13 protein-coding genes are annotated in these 11,877 nt (G+C 60.0%); 6 read left to right on the forward strand and 7 right to left on the reverse strand.

What is annotated here, in order from left to right; all coding sequences use genetic code 11:
- The first annotated feature begins 167 nt into the window (after positions 1 to 167).
- Positions 168 to 593, forward strand: coding sequence for a VOC family protein (locus ACLEIV_RS16095; RefSeq protein WP_410457647.1), 426 nt, complete (start codon positions 168 to 170; stop codon positions 591 to 593).
- A 5-nt stretch (positions 594 to 598) separates the two neighbouring features.
- Here ACLEIV_RS16095 and hemL read toward each other — a convergent pair whose 3' ends face one another.
- Positions 599 to 1,885, reverse strand: coding sequence for a glutamate-1-semialdehyde 2,1-aminomutase (gene hemL, locus ACLEIV_RS16100; RefSeq protein WP_410457648.1), 1,287 nt, complete (start codon positions 1,883 to 1,885; stop codon positions 599 to 601).
- Positions 1,886 to 2,040: 155 nt separating this feature from the next.
- Between hemL and ACLEIV_RS16105 the strand changes: the two genes are divergently transcribed.
- The 4 genes from ACLEIV_RS16105 to ACLEIV_RS16120 are packed head-to-tail and all read left to right on the forward strand — an operon-like array spanning position 2,041 to position 3,837.
- A complete protein-coding gene (locus tag ACLEIV_RS16105) occupies positions 2,041 to 2,679 on the forward strand; it encodes a DUF6776 family protein (RefSeq protein ID WP_410457649.1) in 639 nt (212 codons plus the stop codon).
- Positions 2,680 to 2,734: 55 nt separating this feature from the next.
- Positions 2,735 to 3,079, forward strand: a complete 345-nt coding sequence (gene erpA, locus ACLEIV_RS16110; RefSeq protein WP_410457650.1) for an iron-sulfur cluster insertion protein ErpA — start codon at positions 2,735 to 2,737, stop codon at positions 3,077 to 3,079.
- 18 nt (positions 3,080 to 3,097) lie between these two features.
- On the forward strand, positions 3,098 to 3,415 hold the full coding sequence (locus tag ACLEIV_RS16115) for a glutaredoxin family protein (RefSeq protein WP_410457651.1): 318 nt from the start codon (positions 3,098 to 3,100) through the stop codon (positions 3,413 to 3,415).
- On the forward strand, positions 3,412 to 3,837 hold the full coding sequence (locus ACLEIV_RS16120; RefSeq protein WP_410457652.1) for an HIT domain-containing protein: 426 nt from the start codon (positions 3,412 to 3,414) through the stop codon (positions 3,835 to 3,837). The genes ACLEIV_RS16115 and ACLEIV_RS16120 overlap by 4 nt, the downstream gene beginning before the upstream one ends.
- Positions 3,838 to 3,862: 25 nt before the next feature.
- Here the strand turns inward: ACLEIV_RS16120 and ACLEIV_RS16125 are convergent, their stop codons facing one another.
- The gene (locus tag ACLEIV_RS16125) at positions 3,863 to 5,161 is read right to left on the reverse strand and encodes a peptidoglycan DD-metalloendopeptidase family protein (protein ID WP_410457653.1); all 1,299 of its coding nucleotides are present in this window, start codon (positions 5,159 to 5,161) and stop codon (positions 3,863 to 3,865) included.
- A 175-nt stretch (positions 5,162 to 5,336) separates the two neighbouring features.
- Between ACLEIV_RS16125 and tyrS the strand changes: the two genes are divergently transcribed.
- Positions 5,337 to 6,533: a tyrosine--tRNA ligase gene (tyrS, locus tag ACLEIV_RS16130; RefSeq protein ID WP_410457654.1), complete on the forward strand. Its 1,197-nt coding sequence runs from the start codon at positions 5,337 to 5,339 to the stop codon at positions 6,531 to 6,533.
- A 341-nt stretch (positions 6,534 to 6,874) separates the two neighbouring features.
- Here the strand turns inward: tyrS and ACLEIV_RS16135 are convergent, their stop codons facing one another.
- From ACLEIV_RS16135 to ACLEIV_RS16155, 5 genes are all read right to left on the reverse strand, one after another.
- A complete protein-coding gene (locus tag ACLEIV_RS16135; protein WP_410457655.1) occupies positions 6,875 to 7,504 on the reverse strand; it encodes a trimeric intracellular cation channel family protein in 630 nt (209 codons plus the stop codon).
- Positions 7,505 to 7,568: 64 nt separating this feature from the next.
- Complete coding sequence (locus ACLEIV_RS16140; RefSeq protein WP_410457656.1) at positions 7,569 to 8,429, reverse strand: cobalamin-binding protein; 861 nt, start codon at positions 8,427 to 8,429, stop codon at positions 7,569 to 7,571.
- Between the two features lie 7 nt (positions 8,430 to 8,436).
- On the reverse strand, positions 8,437 to 9,366 hold the full coding sequence (locus tag ACLEIV_RS16145; protein WP_410457657.1) for a cobalamin biosynthesis protein: 930 nt from the start codon (positions 9,364 to 9,366) through the stop codon (positions 8,437 to 8,439).
- Positions 9,367 to 9,371: 5 nt separating this feature from the next.
- Positions 9,372 to 10,070: a 5'-methylthioadenosine/S-adenosylhomocysteine nucleosidase gene (gene mtnN / locus ACLEIV_RS16150; RefSeq protein ID WP_410457658.1), complete on the reverse strand. Its 699-nt coding sequence runs from the start codon at positions 10,068 to 10,070 to the stop codon at positions 9,372 to 9,374.
- A gap of 388 nt (positions 10,071 to 10,458) precedes the next feature.
- Complete coding sequence (locus ACLEIV_RS16155) at positions 10,459 to 11,874, reverse strand: FAD-dependent oxidoreductase (protein ID WP_410457659.1); 1,416 nt, start codon at positions 11,872 to 11,874, stop codon at positions 10,459 to 10,461.
- Positions 11,875 to 11,877: the final 3 nt, after the last annotated feature.

The raw sequence follows: 11,877 nt of genomic DNA on the forward strand, positions 1-11,877 counted from the left end.
CTCACACCTCACACCTCACACCTCACACCTCACACCTCACACCTCACACCTCACACCTCACATCTCACACCTCACACCCCGCGGGTTCCTACCTCACTTTGGTCATAGAAAGGTGAAAGCGGCCATCTCCGTATATGCTCAATAGTATGTAGATGGAGGAACTGCTGATGTTTTCTTTTCATCATGTCACCCTGAGTGTGCATGACCTGTCTGTTTCTGAAGGTTTCTACAAGGGGTTGGGGTTCGAGTCGGTTTATCGTTGGCAGGATGATGCAGGTCAGCTGCAGATTTGTCATCTACGACTGGGTCAGGCCTTGCTGGAACTTTACTGCTTTCGTGCCGATGTTGAAGATGAGTTGTCTTCCCTGCCGCCCTGGGCCACCGGCTATCGGCTGGGGTTGCGTCATTTCGCTCTGCAGGTGGATGATCTGGACAAGGCGCTGACCGGCCTGCACGGCGCCGGAATACTGGCGGAAAAGCCGTCGCCGGTCACGGGACAGACCTGTTTGCGTTATGTCTTTATTGTGGATCCGGATGGTAACAGCGTGGAGTTGTTGGAAGGGCCGCTGGTGGAGATCCAGCGGCCGGAGTAGGCGATTTAGCCTTTCATGATGGCGAAGGCCTTGTCGGCGGCGGCCAGGGTATGGGCGATTTCCTGCTCACCGTGGGCCAGAGACATGAAGCCTGCTTCGAAGGCGCTGGGCGCCAGGTAGACGCCCTCTTCCAGCATCAGATGGAAGAAGCGCTTGAAAGCCTCCAGGTCACAGCGAGTCACCTGCTCATAGCTGCTGATGTTCTTTTCCTCGCTGAAGAAGAAACCGAACATGGCGCCCACCTGGGTGGTGGTGAAGGGGATGCCGTGCTTGTCGGCGGCTGCCTGCAGGCCGTCCACCAGGGCTGTGGTGGTCTGCTCCAGCTGTTCGTAAACACCCGGCGCACTGATGGCATTCAGGGTCGCCAGACCGGCGGCCATGGCCACCGGGTTACCGGAGAGGGTGCCGGCCTGATAGACGGGGCCGGTCGGGGCCAGATGTTCCATTACGTCGCGGCGACCGCCGAAGGCGCCCACCGGCATGCCGCCACCGATGATTTTGCCGAGCGTGGTCAGATCCGGCTTGACGCCGAAACGCTGTTGAGCGCCGCCAAGGGAAGCGCGGAAACCGCACATCACTTCATCGAAAATCAGCAGGGCGCCGTATTGGTCACAAATGGCGCGCAGGCCTTCGAGGAAGCCGGGTACCGGGGGAATGCAGTTCATGTTTCCGGCGATGGGCTCGACGATGATACAGGCGATGTCGGCGGGGGCCGCTTCGAAGGCCCTCTTGACCGAGTCCAGATCGTTGAAGGTGGCGGTCAGGGTATGCTTGGCAAAGTCGGCAGGTACGCCCGGAGAGTTGGGCTGGCCCAGGGTGAGGGCGCCGGAGCCGGCCTTGACCAGCAGGCAGTCGGCGTGGCCATGGTAGCAACCTTCAAACTTCAGGATCTTGTCACGACCGGTAAAGCCTCGGGCCAGACGGATGGCGCTCATGGTGGCTTCGGTACCCGAGTTGACCATGCGTACCTGCTCCATGGACGGTACCAATTGGTAGACCTTTTCTGCCATAGTCACTTCCACCCCGGTGGGCGCGCCGAAGCTCAGGCCGCGATCTACCGCTTCCAGTACCGCATCACGTACCACTTTGGCGTTGTGGCCCAGGATCATAGGGCCCCAGGAGCCGATGTAATCCACATAGGACTGTCCGTCCACATCGAAGATATAGGCGCCGTCGGCGCGCTCGATAAAGCGCGGCGTGCCGCCTACACCGTTAAAGGCACGCACCGGAGAGTTCACGCCACCGGGAATAAAACGGCGGGCCTGGGCAAATAAATCGTCAGACTTGGACATGTCAGCATCCTTTGAATTAGGTCGGAGTTGGCGCTTGCGGCCAGGGTGCTCCGACTATAACAAAAAGCAGTCGAGCCGAGAATGGTCGCCTTTGTCGCTGGCGCCGGCGTAGTGGCTTTGGCACAATTCGCCGCTATTGTTATCAGGAGTGTATTATGCAGCAGCCGCTCGGTCGTCGTTTAATGGTGGTATCCTTGCTAGCCAGCCTGTTGCTGCTGGCCGTTGCCGGTTATCTGGGGCTGCGTTATCAGGAACAGGCTCGCCTGCTCGAGCAGCATCGGCAACAGGCGGAACGCAATCGGCAGGAGCTACTGGCGCTGCGGGTCGATTTGCAGACGTTGTTGAGCGCCGAGAGCAGTCAGTTGGCCCAACTGGATCAGCAGTCGCGAGAACTGGCGGAACAGGCGCAGCAGCTGGCGCTTTACCGGCAGGTGCTGGCGCCGGATGGCGGGGCCGAGCTGCTGCTGGCCCAGGAAGATATTACCACTCTGGCGGAGCCGGGGCTCTTCGCCTACCGACTGGTGCTGCTGCAACCTACCAACACAGGTAACAGAGTCACCGGTCAGGCCCGGTTGAAAATCCGAGCCCTGCTGGGTGGTCAGCCGGTGGTGCTGAATGAAGAAGCCCTGGGGGTGGCGCCGGTGACCCTGGACTTTCGCCATTTTCAGGTGCTGACCGGTCAGTTGCGGTTGCCGGTCGGCAGCCGGGCGCAGGCCCTGGAACTACAGCTGGAGCTGGACCGCAGACCTGCGCGCACCCTGAGTCTTAACTGGCCCACCCCGGACAATACTTGAACTGTTTACTCGGGTATTAGATAATTTTGATTGATAACTAATCCAAGAGGTAGTGATGAGCGATGCAATTCCTTTGCCGATCCAGATGAGTGATGCGGCCGCCAACAAAATTCAGGCTCTGATCAGCGAAGAGGAAAACCCCGAGCTGCGCCTGCGAGTCTATATTACCGGTGGCGGTTGCTCCGGCTTTCAGTACGGCTTTACCTTCGACGAAAAAACCAACGAGGGCGACACTGTCATCGAAAAGAACGGTGTCATCATGGTGGTGGATGGCATGAGCCTGCAGTACCTGATTGGCGGTACCGTCGATTATATCGACGGCCTGGAAGGTTCCCGCTTTCTGGTGACCAACCCCAACGCCACCAGCACCTGTGGCTGCGGCTCATCTTTCAGCGTTTAACCGAGAATAAGGCGGCCTATGTCCCTGTTTGACTGGCTCAAGGGAGCCGAAAACGAGCCCGCACCTGTGGTGGATTCCGTCGACAAGCTGGCGTTTTACCAGCGAGCCTGGTGCCCCTATTGCGAGCGGGTCAAGATGGTGATCGGCGAGCTGGGGCTCGACATCCGCGAGTGTGACACCAACGAGCCCGAGCACCTGCAGGCGCTGCTGGCCGGTGGTGGCCAGCGTATGGTGCCCTGCCTGCGCATCGAGCCGGAGCCGGGCCAGTATTTCTGGCTGTACGAGTCCGCCGATATTATCGCCTACCTGCGTCGTCACTTAGGGGCAGACAAGTGAGTCGCTTTCAGCTGCATCCACGGCTGGCGACAGACACCATCATACTGGGTGAGCTGCCGCTGAGCCTGGTGTTACTGGCCAGAGACAGCCAATACCCCTGGCTGATACTGGTACCGAAGCGAGCCGATATTCGTGAAATACACCGGTTGAACGAAGCAGAGCAACTGCAGTTGATGCGAGAGTCCTGTGCGGTGGCCCGGCTGATGGAAACCGAATTGGCGGCGGACAAAATCAATGTGGCCGCCCTCGGCAACATGGTGCCTCAGCTGCACCTGCATCATGTGGCCCGCTTTACCGGCGATGCCGCCTGGCCGGATCCCATCTGGGGCAAGCATCCGGCGCTGGCGTACGAGGACCCCGAGTCGGTTGCCGATGAGTGGCGGCAACGACTGGCCATACTGACCGGGTTCAGCGTCCGCTAAACGACGGCGGGGCCAGTCCCCGGCTTCAGTTACTGGCCAGCATCACCTCACTAACCTTACTCAGCTGCGCCAGCAGCTTGTCGGCCTTGGGACGAAACCGGGCCAGCTCGCCCCGAGACAGAAAGGCGGCCTGAGGCAAGTCCACGCTCTTGGGATCCTTGTGTACCCCGTTGACCAGAAACTCGTAATGCAGATGAGGCCCGGTGACCCGGCCGGTGGCGCCGACGGTGCCAATCTGCTGTTCCTGTTTGACCTTTTCGCCTTTCTTCACCATGCGCTGATGCAGGTGCAGATATTTGGTGAGGTAGGTACGATCGTGGCGGATCACCACATAATTACCATTGAATCGACTGTAGCCAGACTCGACCACAACGCCGCTGCCGGCGGCGACCACGGGGGTGCCGGTGCGGGCCGCATAGTCGATGCCGCGGTGCGGCTTGACCTGGCCGGTAACCGGGTGCAACCGGCGTGGGTTGAAGTTGGAGCTGATATGGGAAAAGTTGACCGGCGCGCGCAGAAAGCTTTTGCGCATGGCCCGGCCTTCGGGCGAATAGTAGTTGCCGTCATCGTGGCGTATGGCTCGGTATACCTTGCCCTGATTGATAAATTCGGCAGCCAGAATGTGGCCGGTGTCGACCAGAATACCGTCTTTGTAGCGCTGGTCGTACAGTACGGCAAAGCGATCGCCGGCACGGATGTCGAGGCCAAAGTCCAGATCCCAGGCGAACATGGCGGCCAGGCTCATGATTTGCCCGGGACTCAAGCCGGCACTGACACCGGCTCCCCAGAAGTTGGAGCTGACCGAGGCCTGGGCGTACTGGGTGCGATGTTCCAGCTTGACGCTGATGATACGGCTGCGCAGCTCGGTACCGCTCTGGCGAATGTCGAGGGTGCGCGCCGCATCCAGCGGATAACCGAGGCTGACAAAACGGCCTTTTCTGTCGAAGGAAAAGGTCAGGCGTTCTCCGGGATGGATCTTCTTCAGCGATTCGGCGTGGGAGCCCAGCTGGCTGATATCGTGCAACAGGGCGGAAGACAGCCCCTGGCGGGCAAAAATTGAGGACAGGGTATCGCCCCGACTGATCTTGACCACCAGCTCTCGTACGGGAAGGTGATCGTCGATCACAGGCAGGTCTTCCACGTCCAGCTCGAGTGGCTGGCGTGCGTCCTGCAATACCTCTGACAGGGGAAGGGCGGACCGATCACGGCTGGCAACAGCCGGCTCCGTTGGCATCATGATCAGCACCACCATGGCGGCGTTCAACAGTCCGAGGGCTATTTTATGGCCGCGGGGCAATGACTTGAGTCTGTTAATGACGGGCATGCGATACTCTTCCCTGAATCAAGCCCGAATTTTACAGCCTTTCCAATTTATCCGCCATTCCAGTAATATGCTTCCCTTATTTTGTTTGGGTCACCCAAATCGTTGTTCCGAAGTAGCAGGCAGTATTCGGAACAGCCATTTTAGGTGCACAGCACAGCACAGGAGTAGAGTCGTCATGTCCCAGCTGGAAGCGGCGTTAGCGGAAATCAAGCGTGGTGCCGAAGAGATACTGGTTGAAGAAGAGCTGGTTGCCAAGTTAAAGGAAGGCCGCCCCCTGCGGGTGAAGCTGGGTATGGATCCCACCGCACCCGATATTCACCTGGGACACACGGTGATCCTTAACAAGCTGCGTCAGTTTCAGGATCTGGGCCACGAGGTTCTGTTGCTGATCGGTGATTTTACCGCCCAGGTAGGCGATCCCAGCGGTAAGAACAGCACCCGGCCACCGCTGACCCCGGAGCAGGTTGCCGACAACGCCAAAACCTACGCCGAACAGGCATTCAAGGTGCTGGACGCGGAAAAAACCCGGATTCTCTATAACTCCAGCTGGCTCGGCGAGTTGGGCGCGACCGGCATGATCAAGCTGGCGTCCAAGCTGACCGTGGCCCGCATGCTGGAACGGGACGACTTCAAGAAGCGTTACGGTTCCGGTCAGTCGATCGCCATCCATGAATTCATGTATCCGCTGCTGCAGGGCTATGACTCGGTCGCCCTCAAGGCCGATATCGAGCTGGGCGGTACCGATCAGAAGTTCAACCTGCTGATGGGCCGTGAACTGCAGAAAGACGCCGGTCAGTCGCCGCAGGTGGTGTTGACCATGCCGTTGCTGGAAGGTCTGGATGGCGTCAAGAAGATGTCCAAGTCGGCCGGTAACTATATCGGTGTCGATGAGGCGCCGGGCGAAATGTTCGGCAAGATCATGTCCCTGTCCGACGAGCTGATGTGGCGTTACTTCGAGCTGCTGTCCAGTCGTAGCCTGGACGAGCTGGCCGGGCTCAAGCAAGAGGTGCTTGAGGGCGCCAACCCGCGCGATACCAAGATACTGCTGGCCAAGGAAATCATCAGCCGTTATCACCACGAGGCGGCGGCCGAGCAGGCTCATCAGGACTTTGTGCTGCGTTTCCAGAAAAACGCCATTCCCGATGATCTGCCGGAAGTGACCCTGGCCGCCGATGCCGAAGGTATCGCCATCGCCAACCTGCTGAAAGACGCCGGTCTGGTCGGCTCGACCTCGGAAGCGCTGCGCATGATCAAGCAGGGCGCGGTCAAGATTGACGGCGACAAGTTGGAAGACGGCAAGCTGATGGTCCAGGCCGGCGAGGCGGTCTATCAGGTCGGCAAACGCAAATTTGCCAAGGTCACCGTAGCCTGAAGCTGACGGTTATCGATCATGCAAAAAGGCCTCGTTAGAGGCCTTTTTTGTTTGCTAAATGGATATACCAATCCCACTAAAAAATGATCTATTTCATTCCAGTGTAAACGTCGGACAAAGGGCCCGCTCTGCCGACCGGCTTCAAGCACATCCCTATGACGCTCAACACATGACATCCTTGTCATGTGTTGAGCGGTGGAGCAGATCCCTTTGTCCTCCTTGATGCAACAGAGGCGACCTCCCTCGACCGTGAAATGCCAGGGATGGCATTTCCGAGCCCCAGGGATGGGTTCATGGCGTGTCGTGGGAGGCGGCTGTGTTGCCTCTGGCGCAGGCAGGGATTAACGGTTCAGCGAAAAGGCCGGCAGTGACAGGTGCCAGCGAATGGCGGCAACCCGAAGGATGAAGGTGCCCAGCATGCCGAGCAGGGTAGCCAGCAGCGGTGTGATGCCAAGGGCCAGCGACCCGGTGTAGAGTACGCCGCCGAAGATACAGGCGGTGGCGTAGATTTCCCGTTGCAGCACCATGGGCACCTCGCGTGCCAGTACGTCACGGATCATGCCGCCGGCCACCCCGGTGATTACGCCCATCACTACCGCCACCATGCCGGATGTTCCGTTGCTGAGCGCCTTTTCGGTGCCGATAATGGTGAAAATGGCCAGACCGAAGGCGTCGGCCAACGGCAGAATATACCAGGGCAGCCGCCGAGGCAGTGTGGCAACATATTGCCCGAGCAGGGCCGTGGCCAGTATTACCCACAGATAGACGGTCTGCACGGTCCAGAACACCTGCTCGGCACCGATGATAAGGTCCCGGATGGTACCGCCGCCGATGGCAGTTACGGCGGCGAGCACAATGACGCCAAAGCCGTCCATGCGCAGCCGGCCGGCGACCAGTACGCCGGAAAAGGCGAAGACAGCCGTGCCGAACAGATCACTCCAGTAGAACACCGACTCAACCAGGGGCTGCATTGTTTCTCGCCTCGTATAAAGGGGGCACCATGGTATAGAGGCACCCCGACCAACACCATTGCGGCTATTCCGCGGCCCTGACTTTATCCAGTTGCTGGCATAGCTGACGAATTCCGCCTGGGGTGCGAGGCGTAAAACGATGCAGAAGATCGGCGTCGATAGTCAGCAAATGGCCTTGTGCCACCGCCTGCAATGCGGGCCATTGCCGCCAATGCTGCAGCTCTTCGTGTTTGTCTGCCAGTATTACCTGCGGATCTTGCGCCAGCACCTGTTCGGCATTCAACTGGGGATATGGCGCCGGGCTGTCGGCCATGATATTGACCCCGCCACACAGGGTCACCGCCTGGCCCATCCAGGTGTTACCGTTGGCAGACATCAAGGGGATACTGGCAATCTGGTAAAACACCGTCACCGGACTGGCATCGCGATAGTCTTGTTCAAGTTCGTATAACTGCCGTTGATAGTCGGCGACCACGGCGGCCGCCTCCTGCCGATGACCGGTCAGTTCACCCAGTTGCTGCAGTTCATCGCCAAGTTCGGCAAAGGTCCTGGGCGCGGAATAGAAAACGGCCACCCCCAATTGTGCCAGTGGCTGCACCATTTGTTGCTGGGCCGTGCCCCAGGCCACGATAAGGTCCGGCTGGAGCGTCAATATCTGCTCCATATTGAGCGAGCGATAATTGGCTATCTTCGGCAATGAATTGGCTGCTTCCGGATAGTCGCTGGCATCATCGGTAGCAATCACCCGATCACCGGCGCCGATGGAGAACAGCATCTCTGTGATATGGGGAGCCAGGCTGATGATGCGGCGGGCCTCGTCGGCACGGGCCTCGTCGGCACGGGCCTGGGCGGGGCCGAGCAGGGTTCCGAATAGCAGGAGAAGCAGCCACAGGGCTCTGAGTTTAACCGTTGAAGATGTCGTCATTAAACACTTAACCATGAAACAAAGGCACCAATACCAGAGTCCAGGCGAGGGACAGCCAGAACAGCAGGGCGATAACCAGCCGCCATACCAGCGCCCGGGTCGAGGCGGCATTCAGGTAGTTCTTGCAGCCCAGTTTGGGGTAGTAATCGGTGGCGTCGATGTAACGTCGGGGACCGCCCAGACTTGCATCGACGCCGGCTGCGGCCACCGCCAGCAGGCGACCGGCGGCCGGATAGGCCCACAGGCGCCCCTGGGGCCAGGCCTTGATGGCACGCAGCGACCCCGGATAGATAAGCAGGGTCAGGGCCAGCAGTTGGAACGGCAACCAGGCCATGGCACGATACAGCATCGAGGGCAGCAGGCCGAAGGCCCGCCAGTGCACCAGTTTGCGTGGCCAGGCTTGTACCAGATAGCGCAGCAGGGCGAACAACAGAGCCGCATAGATGCCTCCGGCCAGATACCAGCACAGCAGGACGGCATCGGCAGCCAGCCGCAATACCGCCACCTCCGCCAGCGTCTTGTGCAGCCCCAGCGGCGATAGCGGATCTGTCTGGCGCAGGCACAGGGGCGCCAGCGTCAGGCGGGCCAGTGGCTGTTGGTCGCTACTCTGCTGCAGGCACAGGGGCAGGGCACGACTAAGCCGCCCCAGATCCAGACAACACCACAGCAGCAACGGCTCCAGCAGTGCAGGCCAGGGTGACAGCACCGAGAGTGCCCAGTAGGTGGCCCCCAACGGCAGCAGCAGGCAGAGCAGCAGCGCCCCGCCGGCCAGATGCAGGTAGCGGGCCGTGTAATGTTCGCCGTTGAGACGGCCACCCAGTTGCATCAGGCCCTGGGTCAGCCTCTGCTGTAGTCGTGTTGCGGGCAGCAACAGGCTCAGCACTATGGCGATGCTCAGGAGGGGGACGGGCTGCTCGAGCAGCGAGAGGGCTAACATCGCATTCAGCCTGGCATGCGCTCGACCATGGCCAGCACCATGGCGGAGGAATGGCGGGCCGCCACTTCCAGGAAGGCCTCGAAGGACTCGGCCTGTTCCTTGCCGGCGATATCGGACAGGGCACGAACGACCACGAACGGCACCTGGAACTGATGGCACACCTGGCCCACGGCCCCGGCTTCCATTTCACAGGCCTTCATGGTCGGGAACTGGGTGACGGCTTTCTGCAGTTGATCTTCCCGGTGCATGAACTGATCGCCGGTACAGATAAGCCCGGTGGCCGAGTTGATGTCATCCTGCCCGGCCAGGCACTCCTGCGCCAGCGCTATCAGTCCGGCATCGGCGACGAAGGCGGCCGGTTGTTGCGCCATCTGGCCCATTTCGTAACCGAAGGCGGTCACATCCACGTCGTGAAAGCGGACTTCACTGGACACCACCACATCCCCCACATGCAGCGCCGGATCGAAGCCGCCGGCCGAGCCGGTGTTGATGACAGAGTCGGGGGAGAAGCGTTCCAGCAGCAGTGTGGTGGCGATGCTGGCGGCGACTTTGCCGATGCCGGAGCGGGTAATGACCACCTCTTTGCCTGCCAGGGTGCCCTGGTAGAATTCACAGCCCGCGACCGTGATGGTCTGGGCGTTTTCCAGCTGAGCGCGCAGCTCGGCGACTTCCTGCTCCATGGCGCCAATAATACCGATAGTCATAAGGGGTTCTCTCGCAACGAAAATAATGAGGGGAGTTTATCATCATCGACCCAAAAGGCCGATCGGGGATCTGTGTTTCCCAAGGGATCTGGCTTCGCTGAAATCTGGACAGTGCTTGCAGGTCGAGCAAAGGGCCCGCTCCGCCGACACGCTACGAGTACATCCTTGTAAGCTCTCTGTTTCATCCCTGAAACAGAAGGTCGGCGGAGCAGATCCCTTTGCCCTCCGTGATACTGCGGAGTCGCCTGTTGGCACCGTCTACAGGCAACTCGGTGCTCGAGAAGAGGCAACACAGCCGCCTCTGGTATGGGAGCGGACCCTTTTCCGACGGTGCGGACTAATAAAAAGGCCGCTCGATGAGCGGCCTTTGCAATGGAGTGAGGCGGGACTAGACCCCTATGTAGTCCATGATGCCTTCGGCAGCCTTGCGGCCTTCGGCGATGGCGGTGACCACCAGGTCGGAGCCGCGAACGGCGTCGCCGCCGGCGAAGATCTTGGCATTAGTGGTCTGGAAGGCGAAGTCGGCCTGCTCGGGAGCTATGATGCGCCCCCACTGATCGGCCTCGATACCATATTCCTTCAGCCAGGGCTGCTCATGGGGCTGGAAACCGAACGCCATGATCACCACGTCGGCCGGCAGTACCTGCTCGGAGCCGGACACCGGCTCCGGGCGACGACGACCGTTGGCATCGGGCTCGCCCAACTGGGTGGTGACCACTTCCACGCCGCTCACTTTGCCGCTGGTATCGATCTGCACACCGGTGGGCTGCAGGTTGAACATGAAGTTCACCCCTTCTTCCTTGGCGTTCTGCACCTCGCGGCGAGAGCCGGGCATGTTGGCTTCGTCCCGACGATAGGCACAGACCACGTTGTCGGCGCCCTGACGGATAGAGGTCCGCACACAGTCCATGGCGGTATCGCCACCACCCAGTACCACCACCTTCTTGCCGGCCATGTCGAGGTAGTCGGACGCCTGCTTCTCGAAACCCAGCACCCGGTTGGCGTTGGAGATCAGGAAGGGCAGGGCGTCGTACACGCCTTCGGCGTCTTCGTTGCTCAGGCCGCCACGCAGATACTTGTAGGTACCCACGGCCAGGAAGACGGCATCGTAGTCGTCGAGCAGGGTCTGGAAGCCGATGTCTTTACCTACTTCGGTATTCAGGCGGAATTCGATGCCCATTTCGGTAAAGATTTCCCGACGGCGGCTCATCACCGTCTTCTCCAGTTTGAAGGAGGGGATACCGAAGGTCAGCAGGCCGCCGATTTCCGGGTAACGATCAAACACCACAGGGGTGACGCCGTTACGTGCCAGCACATCGGCACAGGCCAGACCGGCAGGGCCGGCGCCGATGACGGCAACCTTGCGGTCGGTTCTCACCACATGGGACATATCCGGACGCCAGCCCATTTCGAAGGCCTTGTCGGTGATGTATTTCTCGATGTTGCCGATGGTCACGGCGCCGAACTCGTCGTTGAGGGTACAGGAGCCCTCACAGAGCCGGTCCTGCGGGCAGACCCGGCCACAGACTTCGGGCAGGCTATTGGTCTCGTGACACAGGTCTGCCGCCTCGAAGATGCGGCCCTCGTTAGCCAGTTTCAGCCAGTTGGGAATGTAGTTGTGTACCGGACACTTCCACTCGCAGTAAGGGTTGCCGCAGTCCAGGCAACGGTCGGCCTGCATTTCGACCTGGCTATCGGAAAAGGGTTCGTAGATCTCCACGAACTCGATTTTACGGGTACCGATCGGCTTCTTGGGCGGATCGACACGTTGTACGTCTATAAACTGAAATACGTTCTGGCTCATCAC

It is taken from the genome of Oceanisphaera submarina (assembly GCF_046521305.1).
GTDB classification, from domain to species: Bacteria; Pseudomonadota; Gammaproteobacteria; order Enterobacterales; family Aeromonadaceae; genus Oceanimonas; species Oceanimonas submarina.